Genomic DNA, 17,409 nt, shown 5'->3' with positions numbered 1-17,409 from the left:
ATATATCTAAATTTTAAAATTATGCAATTAAACATCCATTCTGAAGGGCTTGAGGATCATCTTGGTGTTTTACAAGAGAAATATATGAAGCTTAAATTCTCCATTAAAAACAATCTTAAGTTGACAGCTTTAGCAAAGCAAAATCAATTGAAAAATAATAAAGAAGAATATCTTGAAAAGAAAATAGATGCAATGGGTAGTCTTTACTAACCACATTCTTATTTACTTCAATAGATTTTAAATCATTTGGCGACAATGTTCATTCACTGTCGCTTTTTTATTGCTTTACATTTAATTCAAAAGTATTTTCCGTAAATGATTAAACACCGATTGATTATATTTAAATCATCGTTATTCTATCCAAGCATTTACCTCATGAAATTACATTTACTCTTATTTTTATTCATCTGTTTTACCTCTTGTAAACAACAAAAGAAGACTGAAGAACAGGCAACCGTTGAGAGGAATATAAACAAAATTAAAAAGTCTGAAATTCAAACTATCATTGATAAGGCAAATACTAACGGTTCTATAGTAATTTACAACCTCACTAAAGACACCTACTATTCCAATAATTTTGATTGGGCATTACAAGGTAAACTACCAGCATCAACCTTTAAAATCACAAATACTATTATTGGATTGGAAACGGGAGTTATTGAAAGCGATTCAACAATATTTAAATGGGATGGAGAACAAAAATGGTTAGATCTCTGGGAGCAAGATTTAGTTTTACGTGATGCATTTCAGTTTTCTTGCGTTCCTTGTTATCAGTCAGTGGCGTCAAAAATTGGACCTCAACAAATGAACCAGTATGTAAATAAATTGCAATATGGCAATTTAAAAATTGATGATTCCAACATTACCGATTTTTGGTTAGAAGGCGAATCTAGAATAAACCAAATGCAACAAATAGATTTCTTAAAACGATTTTATACCAATAAGCTTCCCATATCCAAAAGAACTACAAAAATCGTAAAGACCATTTTGCTCATTGATGAAAATAGCGCTTTTACACTTAGCGGAAAAACCGGATTATCTATTGCCTACAATCAATATAATGGCTGGTTAGTTGGGTATATAGAAGTAGGCAACGATGTTTATTTCTTTGCTACTAATCTAGAACCAAAGAGTGACACGATCAATATACAAGAATTTAATGCTATTAGAAAAGAAGCTACCATATCGGCGCTTAAAACAATCCATACTATATCATAACTTTTATACCTCATCTTTAAACAAAAAATGATGTTAATGTGATTTCAATTAAAACAATAAATAATACTCGCCAGATTGTTTAATTTCACTTCAAAATTAATAATACACTAACACCTCAGTAATGAAAATTATAGGCATTGGAAAAAACTATGTTTTAGATAAATCTGAAATTGATGATTTAAAAAATGATGTACAACTAATATTCACCAAACCAGATTCATCATTGGTAACGGATAGCAAGGATGTTGAATTCCCTGCGATTACCAATCAATTGATCTATGAGGTAGAATTGGTCGTAAAAATCGGTAAAACCGCTAAAAACGTTTCTGTAGAGGAAGCAAACTCATACATTTCTGAAATAGGTATTGGAATAGACTATACAGCAAAGGATGTACTTACTGCCAGCAGAGAAAAGAAAGGTCCTTGGGCTTTGGCCAAAGGTTTTGACGGTGCCTCACCTATTTCTGGTTTTAAACCTATTTCCGATTTTCCCGAATTGGATAATATTAACTTTGATTTAGTCATCAATGGTGAAAAGAAGCAAGTTGGCAACACCGGTTACATCATTTATAACTTTGCCGAAATCATCAGTTTTGTTTCTACTTTTATGACCTTAAATCCGGGCGACATGATTTTTACCGGAACGCCAGCTGTTGGTGCAGGTGAAACTTTTAAAGGAGACCATTTACAGGCTTCCATAGAAGGAGAAATTCTTCTGGATTTTAAAATGATCTAGTTGCTTTTATAGCATTATAAGAATCGGGATTACTAAGTAATTCCGATTTTTTTTGCTCCAAATTTAAATTTTAAGATTTTTGCTGAGCCTTGAAAGCGGTTGGACTAACACCCACATTCTTTTTAAAAAAGCGGGAAAAACTGCTTATAGACTCAAACCCTAGGTCAAAAGCCAATTCTTTTGTAGTGATCTCGCTTCTTATAAGTTTGCGTTTTGCCTCTGTTATTTGTCTTTGCTGTATCACTTGTTTTGCGGTAAGGTTCAACTTTTCTTGAAGCACCTGATTTAATCGCTTTGTACTTATCCCTAATTGATTTGCATAATATTCTGCATTGGTTTCATTCAAAAAATTAATTTCCATCAATTCTAAAAACTGAAACACTCTTTTTTGATGAATGTCTTGTGGCAACAATTCATTGTTCTGAAACCGAATTAAATGTAACAAGAGTACTTTCAATAATGATTTAAGCATTATGTAAGATACGTTCTCTCCAAAATACTCATCTTTCAACATCTCAATCAACTTCTTTACTTGAGTTACTTCTTTTTCAGATCTGATATTTAATTGAGGGTATTTATTGAAAAGCGACATAACATCTAATGCGTACTCCACATCATCTTCATCTATTAAATCGCGCTCAAAATTTAAAAGCACACCGCTATTACCGGTGTAAACACTATTTTTAAATAATTCATTTAAAGGCTTAAAATGTACAATAATGTTATTTACCGAATAAAACTCAAAGTAAATACCCATAGAATTACCTGATAACAACACCGTCTTTGTATCGAAATTTAAATCAATCTTAATTTTAGTTTTCCAGGTATTCAAATTCATAAACTTTCATAGAAGTCTATAAATGTAACAAGAATTCAAGTAACCCTAATCTTTTCTCAATTTTCTAAAACTAAAAAATATAACAACACCTATACACAAGGCAAATACCGCTGAAACCCCGTAAATTGCCATGTAGTTGTTAGATATATATTCTACAAACGTAGATAGAAATTGACCTCCAAAAACGCCCATTGAAAACAACCCTAAGTTTTTACCTTGATTTTGAGCATTGCTCACCTCTATCATCATGTGATTTAATAATGGGATCGTAAACCCAAAACCAATTCCTATAAATAGTGCTGTCAACCCTAAAAACGGTATACTCATGGTAGTTGCCAGAACCAAATAACCAAGCATAAAGAATAAGAAACCAAGCGCTACCGTTCTTCCGTCTCCAAACCATTTTACCATTTTAGGCATTTGGCTCGCAGTAATAATGGCAATCAGCGATATAAAGGACATTAAATAGCCGGTTTCCGACTCACTAAAATTAAAAGCAGATGGCAAATATAATGGTAGGGTTACAAATCCGATAAAAAACAACATCATTGCTAAAAGAGCCGCAATAAATATTACTTTGACTCCTTGCTTATCTTTTTTGGTTACTATAGTTTTCAATGATTCATCAACTGCATGTTTATTTACCTTGGGCAATGACTTTAAAACTAATATTAAACAGATCAATGCAACCAGATAAATATAGAAAGGATACTGCCAATTTAGTTCACCCAGAACACCCCCAATTGCCAAGAAAACGACACCACCTAACTCAATTGCCATTCCTTGCCAAGCTATCATTTTCATTCGATGTTCACCGCTAAATTTTTCTGCAATGTAAGCTGTTACGGAAACCTGAACTGCAACCGTTGCCCCACCCAATAAAAACCGATCAACAATTAAAACATAATCGTTATCTATAAACGCGCCAATAACTCCTAAAAACGCATAAGGCACTAAACCAATACACAACAGTTTTAATGCTCCCAGTTTATTCAAGGTGCGTCCTATAATCGGGGCAAAAACCACAACACCCAATGATGGTAAGGTAATTAACCAACTTGGTGAAAAGCTTAGGTCTTTATGTTGCATTATTCCTGATAATGAAGGTGCTATCACCGCACCTACCATTATCGTTAAACTACTGACGAACAGCAGTGTAAATATTCCGAAGTTTGATATTTTTTTCATACCGCAAAGTTCTTGCATCTTCGTTCAAGGAACTTTGCCGATTTTCTAAAATGATAGACCAAAATGGAAATTTTCAACTACAACTACAAAGGAATTATAACATATAAAAAATGTTAAACAGATAATTCTATGTACTATTTTTCCTATTTTAGAGTTATTATTTCCCACTATAACCAATTTAAAACTGCACCAATGAAAAAGTCGATTAAACTATTATTTCTAGTCGTCATAACTACATTTCAATTTTCATGTTCAAATGATGACAATGATGACGCAAGTTTAAACCCAAAAAGTGTTACCACATGCGATTTAGGAGACTTTTCACCTACAGGAGTTAAGGTTTGTTTGAACGGTGCAGACTATGCTTTGCCAAACGAAACCATAACGTTCGCCGCAGAATATAACGCTCGAGTTGCTCTTTTCACATGGACTATTGAGTCGGGGAATATGGAAATTATTAATATCGAAGAAAGTGCAACCAGTTCTACCTCTAAATCTATTGCTACTATAAGATTTAATTCAGACTTTAATGGCAATGCCGTTTTCAAAGTAAAAGCTAAAGACTCTAGAGGAAGTGGTGAGGTAACACATGCAATAGAACTGGAGGAAACAAATTAGTACTAAACTTAATTTTCAATAATAAACTCCACAATTACCTTAAGCTCTTCGTCTAAGGTAATTGTGGGATATTCTTTATTCGCTAATCTATACCAGTATCCCGCATTAAACCGATCACCTTCTTTTCTGTGCAAATAGGCATGCAACCAACTACCAAGTTCATTGTGCATATCTTGGGCAATATTATGAGAAGCTTCCCAATCGCCTTTGGCATCGTACCAAGCAGCTTTTAGTCCGTTTGACCAGTCTTTTGGCACATTGGTGAATTCCAAACTCTTTTCAAATTCAAGATAGGTCTTAGGTATCATTTCACTACGCTTTTAATCAATTTTTCAACGGTTAAGCCTTGCCCTATTATCGAGAACACCACAACTATGTAGGTTATCACTAAAAAAGCGTCTCTATGCATGTCATCTGAAAGACCTAATGCCAATGCTATAGATATACCACCGCGTAATCCTCCCCATGTCATGACCAAATTGGTTCTTGGCACAAAATCCAACTTCTTTTCAAAGAATTTAATAGGAAGCATTAATGAAAGATAGCGACAAAGCAATACTAGCGGAATTGCCAATAAACCTGCAATAATATATTCTGTTTTAAATGTCAGTACCAGCATTTCCATCCCTATCAATACAAATAACAAGGTATTCAACAGAATATCTAAAAGCTCCCAAAATTTATCTACATAGGTCTCCGTGGTCTCTGACATGGCAGAATTACGAACGGTGTCGTTACCAACCACCAAACCTGCAGCTACCATTGCCAAAGGTGCCGATAAATGGAATTTCTGTGCTATCAATGTACCTACCATTACCGTTGCCAATGTAATGATCACCTCTATATCATAATCGTCAATAGATCGCATTAACTTATACGTTCCCCAACCTAGAGCCAGACCCAATGCCAACCCGCCAATTACCTCAACTCCAAATAGTTCTATAATATCTAATGGAGATACAGCTACCTCGGTTGCAGATGCCAGTTGAAATATCGTTAAGAATACAACGACTCCTACCCCGTCATTGAACAATGATTCTCCCACAATTTTGGTTTCCAACTTTTTTGGTGCACCAGCCTTTTTTAAAATTCCCAAAACGGCAATAGGATCTGTTGGTGATATAAGAGACCCGAATAACAAACAGTAAATAAAATTGATCTGCATACCCAACAACTGCAACAAATAATACATACTGGTCCCCACTAAAAAGGTAGACACCAAAACACCTAGTGTAGAGAACACCAATATAGGCCAACGTTGTACTTTCAGCTGTTCAAAATTGGTATGCAGCGCCCCTGCAAATAACAAGAAACTCAACATTATATCTAACAGAACAGACTTGAAATCTATCTGTGTAATGATGTAGCGTTCTGCGTTTATTAACGTATCGTCTATATAGCCAATAGCAAACACAGCTAAAGTAAACACAATTGTAATCAACATTAAGCCAATACTATTGGGTAGTTTTAAAAAGCGGGCATTTATATATCCAAAAATTGCCGAAAGAAAAACAAGTACTGAAATTATTGTAAAAATATCCATATTGATCTATGCTAACATGTTTATAAAATCTTGCTCACTGATAATGGGTATACCCAGTTTTTCTGCCTTTGCAAGCTTACTAGGTCCCATTTTATCTCCTGCAACCAAATAACTTGTTTTAGAAGATATAGAAGAGCCTACTTTACCACCATTATCCTCTATTTTCTTTTTAAGCTCATCTCTACTTAAAATCTCAAATACCCCGGAAACCACAAAGGTATTACCCGCCAAGGCATCGGTCTGGTTTTGTAACTTTTCTTCAGATATTGATAATTGTACGCCAAAGCTTCGCAATCTTTCTATGGCATTTATATTCTTCTCGTTCGCAAAAAAGTCAATGACACTTTGCCCTATGCGCTCCCCTATCTCATCTACAGAAGTTAAATGCTCTAATGTTGCTTCTTTTAAAGCATCTATGTTTTTATATGCTTTTGCCAACTTCTTAGCCACGGTCTCGCCTACAAAACGAATACCTAAAGCAAACAACACACGTTCAAAAGGTACTTTTATAGATTCCGCTACTCCGTTTACTAAATTCTCGGCAGACTTCTCCGCCATTCGTTCTAAGGGCAAAACATCTTCTTTGGTGAGTTTATATAAATCGGCGTAATCGTCAATCAACCCTTCTTTAAACAGTAATTCTACCGTCTCGCCACCCAAACCTTCAATATCCATTGCCTTTCTAGAAATGAAATGCTGAATTCTACCGGTTATTTGTGGCGGACAACCGTATTCATTTGGGCAATAATGTTTCGCATCACCCGCTGTACGGGTAAGCTCGGTACCACATTCTGGACATTCATGAATATATTCCGTTGGTTTTGAATCTGCCGGTCTTTTCGAAAGATCTACCGCTATAATCTTAGGGATAATTTCTCCGCCTTTTTCTACAAATACGGTATCGCCTACCCTAATATCCAATTTTTCTATTTGGTCGGCATTATGTAACGATGCTCTTTTTACCGTAGTACCTGCCAATAATACCGGTTCTAGATTGGCTACCGGTGTTATTGCGCCTGTACGCCCTACTTGATAGGTAATTTCTTTTAAAGTGGTAAAAACCTGTTCTGCCTTAAATTTATATGCCATTGCCCATCGCGGGGCTTTTGAGGTAAAACCAAGCTCTTCTTGGTTTTGTAGACTATTTACTTTGATGACCACACCATCGGTTTCATAAGGCAACTCATGGCGTTTTACATCCCACTCCTCAACAAATGCCATTACCTCATCTGTAGTTTTACAAAGTTTGGCAACAGTTGGTACTTTAAAGCCCCATTCTCGTGCTTTCTCCAACATATGAAATTGAGAGTCAATATTCAGGTTTCTACCTACAATACTGTATAGCAAACAATCTAAAGGTCTCTGTGCAACAACACTGCTATCTTGAAGTTTTAAACTGCCCGATGCCGTATTTCGCGGATTCATATACGGCTCTTCTCCATTGGCAATGCGTTCTTCGTTCATTTTCTGAAATCCGTCGAACGGTAATACTATTTCTCCTCGTATATCAAACTTATCAGGATAATCTCCTTTTAACTGGAGCGGAACCGATTTAATGGTTTTTATATTATTGGTAACATCATCCCCTTGAATTCCGTCACCACGGGTAACCGCTCTTACCAGTTTACCTTGTTCATAAGTTATACTGATAGATGCGCCATCATATTTTAACTCACAAGTAAATTCAACAGGTACGTCTCCCAAATTACGCTGAATACGTTTCTCCCAATCTTCTAAATCTTCTTTAGAGTATGAATTATCTAAAGAGTACATTCTATGCTCATGAACTACGGTTGCAAAATTCTTGGTGATCATACCACCTACACGTAATGATGGTGAACTGGCATCATAAAATTCAGGATGTTTAGCTTCCAAACCCTGCAATTCTTTCAATTTCATATCGAATTCATAATCTGAAATGGTCGGGTTATCCAACACATAATAATTGTGATTATGCTCTCTTAATTCTTTTCTTAGTTCTTCAATCTTTGCCTTCATAATTATTAAAGCTGTTCTTTATTGATCCATTTTGGTGTAGGCAATGGTGTATAGTTTTCCATTTTATGCAATAGGGTTTCTATAGTATCATCTACCAAAATAGTATTTAAATGTTCTTTTTTAACAAATCCGTTCTGGACCATGTCATGCATCATTTGCAATAGGGAATCGTAAAAACCATTGGTATTCAAAATTCCTATGGGGTATTGATGCAACCCAAGCTGCGACCAAGTCAACATTTCAAAAAACTCTTCTAAAGTACCAAATCCTCCAGGGAGCATTAAAATCCCGTCAGATAGTTCATGCATTTTTAATTTGCGCTCATGCATATTTTGGGTGACAATCAATTCTGTCAACCCCTCATGAACTACTTCTTTTTTCTTTAAAAATACAGGAATTACCCCTATTACCTTTCCTTTATTATTTAAAACACCTTCGGCAACTTTACCCATAATGCCAATTTTGGCTCCACCATATACAAGCTGTATATCTTTCTTTGCAAAAGTCTCTCCCAGTTCATATGCTTTTACTCCATAATCAGAAACAATACCTTCACTACTACCGCAAAACACTACAATACTTTTCATTTTCTTATTCCTTTTATCATACGGTCATTACCAAACATATCTAGTCTTAAATCAATAGTCTTAAAGTTAGATTGTTGTAATATTTGCTTGGTTTCTTCTCCTAAATACTGATTGATTTCCAAATACAGACAACCATTTTTATTCAAGTGTTCAGATGCAAAATTTACTACTGCCTTGTAAAACTTTAACGGGTCTTCATCTGGAACAAAAAGTGCCAAACTTGGCTCATGGTCTATTACATTATTTAGCATTTCTGCTTTTTCCAATTCTCGCACATAAGGCGGATTGGAAATAATAATATCAAATTTTTGATCTAATTCTTTTGCTGAGGTTTTAGAATGTAAGGACAACATATCCGCCTTAACAAACGTAACATTTGCACCAAGCGTTCTATTGTTTTCTTCAGCAACCACTAAGGCTTGGGGCGAAACATCTAAAGCGTACACTTTAGCATCGACCAGATTTTTATCTAACGAAATAGGAATACAACCACTGCCTGTACCCATATCTAAGATATTTAAGAAATGTTTTACTTCTTTGACATCATCCAACACCCAACGAACCAATTCTTCGGTTTCTGGTCTAGGTATTAATACGTGTTCATTTACGGCAAAGTCCAAATCCATAAAATATGCCGTACCTGTAATATGCTGAATAGGTTTATGTAACTTCAATTCGGACAACGCCTTAAACAAGATAGTCTCTTGTCCTTTTTCTATATTAAGATTAGGTTGTAACGCCAATACAAAACGTTCTAATTCAAAATAGTGCTCAATAAGTAGATAGAAAAAGCTGTTTACTTCATCTTTACCATAGATAGCGTCCAATTCTGCATGAAAAATATTCTTGACCTCTTTTAACAGCACAATTACAACGTTTTAAGCATAAATACAGGACAGGAATAATGACCGGTATCCCCCATACGGGCATCTATATATTCAAAGCCTATCTTCTTATACAATTTTTGGGCAGCTTCCATATAGGGCATTGTCTCCAAATAACAGGCATCAAAACCGTATTCCTTGGCTTTATCCAAACATACATTGATCATTTTATGACCTGCCCCTTTGCCTCTTGCTTCTTGCAAAAAGTACATTTTCTGAAGCTCACAAACTTTACCGTTGTAATTATCTAGTTGTGCAATACCGGCACTGCCTAAAATTGAACCATTTTCTTCGATCACAAAATAAGTGGCCTTGGGCTTATTATAATGCTCATACATGTTATCCAATGAAGGGTCTTCATAGGCCGTGCCCACTTTTGGCACTCCCAAATCTTCCAATACCTGCCGTATTACCCTAGCAACTTGCGGGTTATCTTCCTTTTTAATTTCACGTATCACGACATTTTCCATATGAACTATGCAATAGGTTTTAAAGTACTATTTTTGAGGTGTGAAGATACGTGATATGCGTATAAAGGTAAAGTTTGATGTCCATTAATAATCTTGATTCTACAAATTCAATACCATCTCAATCAAACGCACTTTCTGCAGATGAGAAATATATGCAACGGTGTATTGAAATTGCAAAAAACGGATTGGGTACTACAGCGCCCAACCCCATGGTAGGAGCAGTAATTGTGTATAATGACACAATTATTGGTGAAGGGTTTACCAGTGCTTATGGTGGTTCACATGCCGAGGTGAATGCTATAAACTCGGTAAAAGACAGTACGCTACTCAAAAATTCTACTATTTATGTAACCTTAGAACCTTGCTCTCATTATGGCAAAACTCCACCTTGTGCGGATTTAATCGTAAGAATGGGAATACCTAAGGTTGTCATTGGGTTAAAGGACCCTCATGAAAAAGTAGCCGGTAATGGTATAAAAAAATTGAAAGCGGCGGGTTGTGAAGTGAATGTTGGTGTTTTAGAACAAGAATGCGCGGAACACCATAAACGATTCTTAACTTTTTTTACCAAAAAGAGACCCTACATTATTTTAAAATGGGCGGAAACATCTGACGGTTTTATAGCACCAGAGCCTTTAATACGAGAAGAAGAAAAGAAACCCTATTGGATTACAAACACCAAATCTCGTCAATTGGTACATAAATGGCGTAGTGAAGAACCAGGTATACTAGTAGGCACCAACACTGTGTTAGCTGACAACCCACAATTGAATATTAGACAGTGGACGGGAAAAGCACCTACACGAATTGTTCTTGATAGAAATTTAAGGATTTCTACAGATTTTCATGTTTTAGATGGACAGCAAAAAACGATAGTATGTACACAAATAGTAGATACTACAAAGTACGTTGAAGGTGTTAGCTATAAAATTTTGAATTTTGAATCTCAATTACCGCAGCAATTATGTTATCTGATGTTTGAAGAGCAGCTACAAAGTGTCATTATTGAAGGCGGATCACAAACATTACAAAGTTTTATTGATGCTGACTTATGGGACGAAGCTCGAATCTTCAGAGGAGCAGCCGAATTTCAAAAAGGAATAAAAGCTCCAAAACCCACAGGACGAATAATAAAACAAATGGAAATTTTGACCGACCAACTAACGATACTTAGAAATGATTAAAAATATAATTTTCGATTTTGGTGATATATTTATTAATCTTGACAAACAAGCGCCGTTAATGGAAATGGCAAAATTTGGATTTACCGAATTGACTCCGGATTTAGATGCCATTTTCAAGTCATATGAAATGGGCTTAATAACGTCTGACGTGTTTGTTGAAAAACTGCAAGGCATTTTCACCAACGCTTCTAAATCTCAGATTATAGATGCCTGGAATTCCATTATACTGGACTTTCCTGAAGAACGCCTAAAGTTTATTGAAAAGTTGAAAGCCGACAATCAATACCGACTGTTCTTGTTGAGCAATACTAACGATCTTCACATTGACAAGGTTAAGGAGTCTATGGGAATGGAGCGATTTTTAAGGTTTAAAAATTGTTTTGAGGTGTTCTACCTATCACAAGAAATGAAAATGCGAAAACCTAATGCCAATATATATGAAAAGGTGCTTAGCGATAATAATTTGAACGCATCAGAAACTTTTTTCATTGATGATACCAAAGAAAACACAGATAGCGCGTCTAAACTAGGAATACAGTGTTGGAATCTTCAAGTAGGTAAAGAAGATGTTTTAGAAACTTTAAGCCGCATAGTATAAATGTATTTAGCGCTCAGTATTCTTTTCTCCAGCTTAATCTTTGTGGTTTTTAAATTATATGCCAAGTATCGGGTACAAACAATTTATGCCATTATCACTAACTACTTCATTGCTTGCATTGTCGGCTTACTATATTATAAAGAACCGATCAATGTATATGACATACCACAAAAGAGCTGGTTTTGGGGAAGCCTACTTCTTGGTCTATTATTCATACTAATATTTAATTTAATGGCAGCCACTTCACAAAAGCTAGGTGTATCCGTAGCTTCTGTTGCCACTAAAATGTCACTCACCATTCCGGTATTGTTTGGAGTGTTCTTCTACAGGGAAGTTTTAAGCATATTAGAAATTTTAGGAATAATTCTCGCATTGTTGGCCGTTTACTTCACTTCTTTAAAGGAAAACAAAATAAAAGCTGAAAAATGGGCATTTGCCCTACCGGTCTTAGTTTTTCTAGGATCAGGCATAATAGACACAAGCATAAAATACTTTCAAGATGCACATATGCCCGAAAAAGAATACGCACTGTTCTCCGCAACGGTATTTGCATCCGCAGGGATATTCGGCTTATTTTTTATCGGATATAAATCCACCCAACAACGATTAAAAATAAATTTCAAAAATATTATTGGTGGAATTTGTTTAGGTGTCCCCAATTACTTCTCCATATATTTCTTATTAAAAGCCTTACAGCACCCAACTTGGAACAGCGCATCTGTGTTTACTATTAACAATGTGGCCATTGTAATGTTCTCCACCCTTTTAGGCATACTATTGTTTAAAGAAAGATTAAGCATTAAAAACTGGTTTGGTATAGGTTTGGCAATTTTCAGTATTATTCTGGTGGCTTTTGGTCCTAAAATAATGATGTACCTTTAAATTCTACTTGGCACTACGTATATGGACACCTATAAAACCATTTCAAAACCTTCTGCCCCCCTATTGTTCAAAGAGCGAAAAAGTAAATTTTATGGATATTGCTTTCCGGTTTCCGATGAAGACAGTATTAAAGAACACATAGAGGCATTAAGAAAAGAATACCCAACCGCCAACCATGTGTGCTACGCATGGCAAATGGGTGTTGAATCCAAGTCTTATCGTGCCAATGACGATGGAGAACCCAACAATTCTGCCGGTATGCCAATTTATGGGCAAATACAATCTTTTGATGTAACCAACATTCTAGTTGCAGTGGTACGAATATTTGGCGGCACCAAACTAGGTGTTGGTGGATTGATCAGTGCCTACAAGGAAACTGCAAAGCTAGCATTGGAAAATGCGGCAATAATCACCAAAGTATTACAAGAAGAACTAACCGTTACTTTTGAATATTCAGAAATGGACATCGTAATGCGTTTGGTCAAAAAACACCAACTAACCATTGTATCACAAGATTTGCATTTGAAATGCAAAATGTTTTTAGCTGTAAATAAAAGTGATTTAAAAAAAACAATGAAACTTTTTAAAGCACATCACAAATTAGAAATCAAGGCAAACGTCTAATCTTTAATATTCCAATTTGTCCAATAATATCTGCGGACATTTAGTGGGTCTATTTCTTTTCATATCCATAAATACCAAAACCGTATTTGCGGTCGCCAATAATTCTCCCGCTTCATTTGTCATTTCATAATCAAATTCAATCCTAACCGCAGGTTTTTTTGTCAAAATTACCTTTACGGTTACCAAATCATCATACTTCGCAGATTTCAAATATTTAATGGACAAACTAATCACCGGAAGCATAATTCCGCCCTCCTCCATACTTTTGTAAGAAATTCCTAACGACCTTAACCATTCAACTCTTGCTAATTCTAAATACTGAGCATAGTTTCCATGATAGACAACTCCCATTTGATCCGTCTCACTGTATCTTATTCTAAAAGAAATTTCATTTGTTCGCATTTATTTCAAGTAAAAAGTATATATTTAAAAGCTCCCCTAAGCGGTAAACGAACATGAGAAAAAAAAAGGTCAAAATCAATGACAATCAATTTTTTTTTTAAATAATTTGTTCACATATTTGCCCAAGTTGAACGAGAACTTAGATTGAAAAAATTCAATCTCTTTTAGCTAAAAGCTAACCATTAAAAGAGTATAGATTATTATGAATGTTACTGCTAATTCCGTATGGAAAAACTGTTTGGTGTTTATTAAGGATAATATCCAACCGCAGGCATTCAAAACATGGTTTGAACCCATTAAACCTATAAAGCTTACAGAAAATGCTTTAAGCATTCAAGTACCAAGTAAATTCTTTTACGAGTGGCTAGAAGAGCATTACGTTAAACTGCTAAAGGTTGCATTAACTAAAGAATTAGGAGAGACTGCGAAATTAGTATATATCATACGTATGGAAAATACGTATGGCAACAAAGAGCCTTTTACAGAAAAAATTCCTAGTTCAAATAGAGGTGCAATGGCCGCCCAGGAAATGGATGTACCCATTAAATCTAAAAACCCTGAACTACGCAATCCGTTTGTTATTCCAGGGATTAGAAACATAAAGATAGAATCTCAATTAAATCCTAATTATAATTTTGATAATTTCCTTGAAGGAGATTCTAACCGTTTGGCACGTTCTGCCGGTATGGCCGTAGCCAACAAACCGGGAGGTACATCTTTCAACCCGTTATTGGTTTTTGGTGGTGTCGGATTAGGAAAAACACACTTGGCACACGCCATTGGTGTTGAAATAAAAGACAAGTACCCTGAGCGTACAGTGCTTTATATTTCTGCAGAAAAATTTACCCAACAGTATATTGAATCCGTAAAGAAAAACACTAGAAATGATTTTATCCATTTCTACCAGTTAATAGATGTTCTGATTATTGATGATGTACAATTCTTATCAGGTAAGTCTGGTACGCAAGATGTTTTCTTCCATATTTTCAATCACTTACATCAAAACGGAAAACAAGTAATTCTTACATCTGACAAAGCTCCTGTAGACATGCAGGATATTGAGCAACGATTGTTATCTCGTTTTAAATGGGGATTATCCGCAGAATTGCAAAGTCCAGATTACGAAACAAGAATCTCTATCTTGAAAAACAAGTTATATAGAGATGGTGTAGAGATACCAGAAGATATTATTGAATATGTTGCTAAACATATTAAAACCAATATTAGAGAACTTGAAGGCGCCATAATTTCACTTATTGCACAGTCAACCCTAAACAAAAGAGAGGTCACTATTGAGCTTGCACAACAAGTAGTTGAAAAATTCGTAAAGAACACTAAACGTGAAGTTTCTATTGACTACATACAAAAAGTTGTTTCCGATTACTTTGAGATGGATGTTGCAACATTACAGTCCAAAACAAGAAAGAGACATATTGTACAAGCTAGACAATTAGCCATGTTCTTTGCCAAGAAGTTCACTAAAGCCTCATTGGCAAGTATTGGTTCACAAATTGGAAAGCGTGATCACGCTACGGTACTTCATGCATGCAAAACAGTGGATAACTTAGCCGAAACAGACAAGCAGTTTCGCAAGTATATTGATGACCTAACTAAGAAATTCTCTTAAATTCTATACTAAATGAAGGTGTTGATGGTTTGCCTAGGTAATATTTGCAGGTCTCCATTGGCAGAGGGTATTCTTAAAAGTAAAGTTGACACAACAAAAGTATACGTAGACTCAGCAGGTACAGCAGGTTACCATATTGGAAATAAACCTGACCCAAGATCTATAAAAGTAGCACAAAACCACAACATCGACATTAGCTCACAAGTCTGTAGAAAATTTTTGGTATCTGATTTTGACACTTTTGATGTGATATATGCCATGGACAAAAGCAATTATGGCAATATAATTGGTATGGCCAGAAATAGAGCGGATGCAGAAAAGGTAAAGCTTTTGTTGAATGAAATTGACCCCACGGACCAAGAAGTGCCAGACCCCTATTATGATGCAGACGACGGATTTGAAACCGTTTTTCAAATGATAGATAAAGCTTGTAATATAATTGCAGCCAGATTAGACCATTAATAAATGAGCACACAAAACGGTAAAATTGGAAAAGTTTATTTGATTCCTTCTACGCTTGGCGATATGCCACCGTTAGAAGTATTACCCATTTCTATAAAACAAACCATAGAGAGACTTGATCATTATGTGGTAGAGAACGAAAAAACCGCTCGACATTTTATAAAAAAAATAAGTCCCAGAAAATCCCAACCTGGCTTAAAACTTTTTGTTCTTAACAAGTTCACTGAACCAGAAGAAATTCCCACTTTTCTAAACCCTTGCTCGGAAGGTAACGATGTAGGCATACTTTCCGAAGCTGGTTGCCCAGGCATAGCCGATCCTGGTGCCGCCGTGGTAAAAATAGCCCATAGCAAAAACATTCAAGTTATTCCATTAGTAGGCCCCTCTTCCATTTTATTAGCTTTAATGGCAAGTGGCATGAACGGTCAAAATTTTGCATTCAACGGGTACCTCCCTATTGACAGTTCTGACCGAAAAAAATATATTAAAAATTTAGAGCGTAGATCAAAAGAAGAAAATCAATCTCAAGTATTTATAGAAACACCTTACAGAAACAATAAAATGCTTGAAGAGCTGATCAAAACCCTTGCACCAAGCACAAGTATATGTGTTGCTGCCGATATTACATTACCTACCGAATACATTAAGACCAAAACAGCAATTAACTGGAAAAAGGAAAATGTAGATCTACACAAAAGACCGGCTATATTTATAATCCAAGCATAAAAAAACCTTGACAAACTAGTGCCAAGGTTTCACATTTTCATATCTACTTAAATTCTTAGATTCTTGGGTTACGTTTTGCTTCAATCATTGAGACATCATAACCCGCAAACTTTTTCATATAATTAGAAATACTTGTACCGTAACCGTCGGTGATTTCCATACGACCATGAGACCTTAAATATAATTTCACGTTACCCGGTCCTGCAAGGTGCGCTGCTGCCAAAATACCCGACTCGGTAATTTCAACACCGTTCATGCGAACACCTACATAGCGTTTAATATCCCTTCTTAAAATCCACTTGTTACGTGACGTGTTAACATGAAAAACTTTTTCCTGTAATTCAGGATTATTCAAGAATTCATTTCCATTGTAAACACCGACCAACTCTAAAGTGCCCAACCCAAATTGATACTTACCTAAGTAACCAAAAGTATTGGTTACAAAATAGTTTCCTTGAGACTCCTTAAAAGCTAAAGCTTCTTTGAAACCTATAAATTGGCGACCAAGAAAAGGGGGAGCTATTTGATAATTTGACAATAGAGCTTCATCTTCCGGAAAAGAAACCAGCTCTGGCTTGTTTACTTTTAACTGGTTAGGCACATCTACCTTAAAGGGTTTAAACCCATAACCAGAAATTATAAACGTAACAATTAGAGGACAACTTGCTAATATCCATCTTCTCATACATATAGTTTCTTAAGACTTATGGCGACTACTATTTGCCTGCTTAAATTTCTGAGGCAAAGGTAGGTCTGAAATTTTAAGAGTTTTAGAAGGTTCTGTTAAAAGAATACAGAATTAGTTAACAAGTTCTAAAAGTCGG

At 35.5% G+C, this 17,409-nt stretch carries 21 protein-coding genes; 11 read left to right on the top strand and 10 right to left on the bottom strand.

Annotated elements, in window-relative coordinates; genetic code table 11:
- Positions 1–21: 21 nt before the first annotated feature.
- From VBZ51_RS10240 to VBZ51_RS10230, 3 genes are all read left to right on the top strand, one after another.
- A complete protein-coding gene (locus VBZ51_RS10240; protein WP_348359470.1) occupies positions 22–210 on the top strand; it encodes a hypothetical protein in 189 nt (62 codons plus the stop codon).
- Between the two features lie 165 nt (positions 211–375).
- A complete protein-coding gene (blaOXA, locus tag VBZ51_RS10235) occupies positions 376–1,218 on the top strand; it encodes a class D beta-lactamase (protein ID WP_416576855.1) in 843 nt (280 codons plus the stop codon).
- Positions 1,219–1,339: 121 nt separating this feature from the next.
- A complete protein-coding gene (locus VBZ51_RS10230; RefSeq protein ID WP_210706346.1) occupies positions 1,340–1,954 on the top strand; it encodes a fumarylacetoacetate hydrolase family protein in 615 nt (204 codons plus the stop codon).
- 70 nt (positions 1,955–2,024) lie between these two features.
- Here the strand turns inward: VBZ51_RS10230 and VBZ51_RS10225 are convergent, their stop codons facing one another.
- Together VBZ51_RS10225 and VBZ51_RS10220 are read right to left on the bottom strand one after the other, a co-directional pair.
- Positions 2,025–2,792: a helix-turn-helix domain-containing protein gene (locus VBZ51_RS10225; protein ID WP_416576854.1), complete on the bottom strand. Its 768-nt coding sequence runs from the start codon at positions 2,790–2,792 to the stop codon at positions 2,025–2,027.
- Positions 2,793–2,837: 45 nt separating this feature from the next.
- A complete protein-coding gene (locus VBZ51_RS10220; RefSeq protein ID WP_416576853.1) occupies positions 2,838–3,980 on the bottom strand; it encodes an MFS transporter in 1,143 nt (380 codons plus the stop codon).
- Between the two features lie 192 nt (positions 3,981–4,172).
- On the opposite strand from VBZ51_RS10220, the gene VBZ51_RS10215 reads away from it, so the two are divergent.
- Positions 4,173–4,598 carry a hypothetical protein gene (locus tag VBZ51_RS10215; RefSeq protein WP_416576852.1) on the top strand — a complete coding sequence of 142 codons (426 nt, stop codon included), beginning with the start codon at positions 4,173–4,175 and terminating at the stop codon, positions 4,596–4,598.
- Between the two features lie 8 nt (positions 4,599–4,606).
- On the opposite strand, the gene VBZ51_RS10210 is transcribed toward VBZ51_RS10215, so the two are convergent.
- From VBZ51_RS10210 to VBZ51_RS10185, 6 genes are read right to left on the bottom strand one after another with little or no spacing between them, the layout of a single operon-like run.
- A complete protein-coding gene (locus VBZ51_RS10210) occupies positions 4,607–4,906 on the bottom strand; it encodes a hypothetical protein (protein WP_058102972.1) in 300 nt (99 codons plus the stop codon).
- Positions 4,903–6,141 (bottom strand): cation:proton antiporter, encoded by a 1,239-nt coding sequence (locus VBZ51_RS10205; RefSeq protein WP_058102973.1) that lies wholly within the window; start codon positions 6,139–6,141, stop codon positions 4,903–4,905. The genes VBZ51_RS10210 and VBZ51_RS10205 overlap by 4 nt, the downstream gene beginning before the upstream one ends.
- A 6-nt stretch (positions 6,142–6,147) precedes the next feature.
- Entirely contained in the window at positions 6,148–8,139 is a 1,992-nt protein-coding gene (gene ligA / locus VBZ51_RS10200; RefSeq protein WP_416576851.1) for an NAD-dependent DNA ligase LigA, read from the bottom strand.
- Between the two features lie 5 nt (positions 8,140–8,144).
- Positions 8,145–8,726, bottom strand: coding sequence for a TIGR00730 family Rossman fold protein (locus VBZ51_RS10195; protein WP_416576850.1), 582 nt, complete (start codon positions 8,724–8,726; stop codon positions 8,145–8,147).
- Positions 8,723–9,592 carry a peptide chain release factor N(5)-glutamine methyltransferase gene (gene prmC, locus VBZ51_RS10190; protein ID WP_416576849.1) on the bottom strand — a complete coding sequence of 290 codons (870 nt, stop codon included), beginning with the start codon at positions 9,590–9,592 and terminating at the stop codon, positions 8,723–8,725. Before prmC ends, VBZ51_RS10195 begins: the two co-directional genes overlap by 4 nt.
- A gap of 2 nt (positions 9,593–9,594) precedes the next feature.
- The gene (locus VBZ51_RS10185) at positions 9,595–10,080 is read right to left on the bottom strand and encodes a GNAT family N-acetyltransferase (RefSeq protein ID WP_416576848.1); all 486 of its coding nucleotides are present in this window, start codon (positions 10,078–10,080) and stop codon (positions 9,595–9,597) included.
- A gap of 152 nt (positions 10,081–10,232) precedes the next feature.
- Here VBZ51_RS10185 and ribD point away from each other — a divergent pair, with 152 nt between their 5' ends.
- Genes ribD through VBZ51_RS10165 form a run of 4 tightly spaced genes read left to right on the top strand, consistent with a single transcriptional unit; the run spans position 10,233 to position 13,368 of the window.
- On the top strand, positions 10,233–11,264 hold the full coding sequence (gene ribD, locus VBZ51_RS10180) for a bifunctional diaminohydroxyphosphoribosylaminopyrimidine deaminase/5-amino-6-(5-phosphoribosylamino)uracil reductase RibD (RefSeq protein WP_416577193.1): 1,032 nt from the start codon (positions 10,233–10,235) through the stop codon (positions 11,262–11,264).
- Entirely contained in the window at positions 11,257–11,862 is a 606-nt protein-coding gene (locus VBZ51_RS10175) for an HAD-IA family hydrolase (RefSeq protein WP_416576847.1), read from the top strand. Before ribD ends, VBZ51_RS10175 begins: the two co-directional genes overlap by 8 nt.
- Entirely contained in the window at positions 11,863–12,744 is an 882-nt protein-coding gene (locus VBZ51_RS10170) for an EamA family transporter (protein WP_416576846.1), read from the top strand.
- Positions 12,745–12,765: 21 nt separating this feature from the next.
- Positions 12,766–13,368: an IMPACT family protein gene (locus tag VBZ51_RS10165; RefSeq protein ID WP_416576845.1), complete on the top strand. Its 603-nt coding sequence runs from the start codon at positions 12,766–12,768 to the stop codon at positions 13,366–13,368.
- Positions 13,369–13,371: 3 nt separating this feature from the next.
- Here the strand turns inward: VBZ51_RS10165 and VBZ51_RS10160 are convergent, their stop codons facing one another.
- Positions 13,372–13,770 (bottom strand): acyl-CoA thioesterase, encoded by a 399-nt coding sequence (locus tag VBZ51_RS10160; RefSeq protein WP_058102981.1) that lies wholly within the window; start codon positions 13,768–13,770, stop codon positions 13,372–13,374.
- Between the two features lie 202 nt (positions 13,771–13,972).
- Here VBZ51_RS10160 and dnaA point away from each other — a divergent pair, with 202 nt between their 5' ends.
- The 3 genes from dnaA to VBZ51_RS10145 are packed head-to-tail and all read left to right on the top strand — an operon-like array spanning position 13,973 to position 16,585.
- Positions 13,973–15,397, top strand: coding sequence for a chromosomal replication initiator protein DnaA (dnaA, locus tag VBZ51_RS10155; protein WP_058102982.1), 1,425 nt, complete (start codon positions 13,973–13,975; stop codon positions 15,395–15,397).
- A gap of 12 nt (positions 15,398–15,409) precedes the next feature.
- Positions 15,410–15,859: a low molecular weight protein-tyrosine-phosphatase gene (locus VBZ51_RS10150; RefSeq protein WP_416576844.1), complete on the top strand. Its 450-nt coding sequence runs from the start codon at positions 15,410–15,412 to the stop codon at positions 15,857–15,859.
- A 3-nt stretch (positions 15,860–15,862) separates the two neighbouring features.
- Positions 15,863–16,585: an SAM-dependent methyltransferase gene (locus tag VBZ51_RS10145; protein ID WP_416576843.1), complete on the top strand. Its 723-nt coding sequence runs from the start codon at positions 15,863–15,865 to the stop codon at positions 16,583–16,585.
- A gap of 55 nt (positions 16,586–16,640) precedes the next feature.
- On the opposite strand, the gene VBZ51_RS10140 is transcribed toward VBZ51_RS10145, so the two are convergent.
- The gene (locus VBZ51_RS10140; protein WP_058102985.1) at positions 16,641–17,270 is read right to left on the bottom strand and encodes a hypothetical protein; all 630 of its coding nucleotides are present in this window, start codon (positions 17,268–17,270) and stop codon (positions 16,641–16,643) included.
- Positions 17,271–17,409 lie beyond the last annotated feature (139 nt).

This window comes from Maribacter sp. HS, from assembly GCF_048059195.1.
Taxonomy (GTDB): Bacteria; Bacteroidota; Bacteroidia; order Flavobacteriales; family Flavobacteriaceae; genus Maribacter; species Maribacter dokdonensis.
This window is presented reverse-complemented; position numbering and strand designations above follow the sequence as displayed.

Excerpts from the sequence above, each read along its gene's own strand:
- VBZ51_RS10240 (WP_348359470.1), top strand. The coding sequence starts at position 22 with ATGCAATTAAACATCCATTCTGAAGGGCTTGAGGATCATCTTGGTGTT.
- blaOXA (WP_416576855.1), top strand. The coding sequence starts at position 376 with ATGAAATTACATTTACTCTTATTTTTATTCATCTGTTTTACCTCTTGT.
- VBZ51_RS10230 (WP_210706346.1), top strand. The coding sequence starts at position 1,340 with ATGAAAATTATAGGCATTGGAAAAAACTATGTTTTAGATAAATCTGAA.
- VBZ51_RS10225 (WP_416576854.1), bottom strand. The coding sequence starts at position 2,792 with ATGAATTTGAATACCTGGAAAACTAAAATTAAGATTGATTTAAATTTC.
- VBZ51_RS10220 (WP_416576853.1), bottom strand. The coding sequence starts at position 3,980 with ATGAAAAAAATATCAAACTTCGGAATATTTACACTGCTGTTCGTCAGT.
- VBZ51_RS10215 (WP_416576852.1), top strand. The coding sequence starts at position 4,173 with ATGAAAAAGTCGATTAAACTATTATTTCTAGTCGTCATAACTACATTT.
- VBZ51_RS10210 (WP_058102972.1), bottom strand. The coding sequence starts at position 4,906 with ATGATACCTAAGACCTATCTTGAATTTGAAAAGAGTTTGGAATTCACC.
- VBZ51_RS10205 (WP_058102973.1), bottom strand. The coding sequence starts at position 6,141 with ATGGATATTTTTACAATAATTTCAGTACTTGTTTTTCTTTCGGCAATT.
- ligA (WP_416576851.1), bottom strand. The coding sequence starts at position 8,139 with ATGAAGGCAAAGATTGAAGAACTAAGAAAAGAATTAAGAGAGCATAAT.
- VBZ51_RS10195 (WP_416576850.1), bottom strand. The coding sequence starts at position 8,726 with ATGAAAAGTATTGTAGTGTTTTGCGGTAGTAGTGAAGGTATTGTTTCT.
- VBZ51_RS10185 (WP_416576848.1), bottom strand. The coding sequence starts at position 10,080 with ATGGAAAATGTCGTGATACGTGAAATTAAAAAGGAAGATAACCCGCAA.
- ribD (WP_416577193.1), top strand. The coding sequence starts at position 10,233 with ATGCAACGGTGTATTGAAATTGCAAAAAACGGATTGGGTACTACAGCG.
- VBZ51_RS10175 (WP_416576847.1), top strand. The coding sequence starts at position 11,257 with ATGATTAAAAATATAATTTTCGATTTTGGTGATATATTTATTAATCTT.
- VBZ51_RS10170 (WP_416576846.1), top strand. The coding sequence starts at position 11,863 with ATGTATTTAGCGCTCAGTATTCTTTTCTCCAGCTTAATCTTTGTGGTT.
- VBZ51_RS10165 (WP_416576845.1), top strand. The coding sequence starts at position 12,766 with ATGGACACCTATAAAACCATTTCAAAACCTTCTGCCCCCCTATTGTTC.
- VBZ51_RS10160 (WP_058102981.1), bottom strand. The coding sequence starts at position 13,770 with ATGCGAACAAATGAAATTTCTTTTAGAATAAGATACAGTGAGACGGAT.
- dnaA (WP_058102982.1), top strand. The coding sequence starts at position 13,973 with ATGAATGTTACTGCTAATTCCGTATGGAAAAACTGTTTGGTGTTTATT.
- VBZ51_RS10150 (WP_416576844.1), top strand. The coding sequence starts at position 15,410 with ATGAAGGTGTTGATGGTTTGCCTAGGTAATATTTGCAGGTCTCCATTG.
- VBZ51_RS10145 (WP_416576843.1), top strand. The coding sequence starts at position 15,863 with ATGAGCACACAAAACGGTAAAATTGGAAAAGTTTATTTGATTCCTTCT.
- VBZ51_RS10140 (WP_058102985.1), bottom strand. The coding sequence starts at position 17,270 with ATGAGAAGATGGATATTAGCAAGTTGTCCTCTAATTGTTACGTTTATA.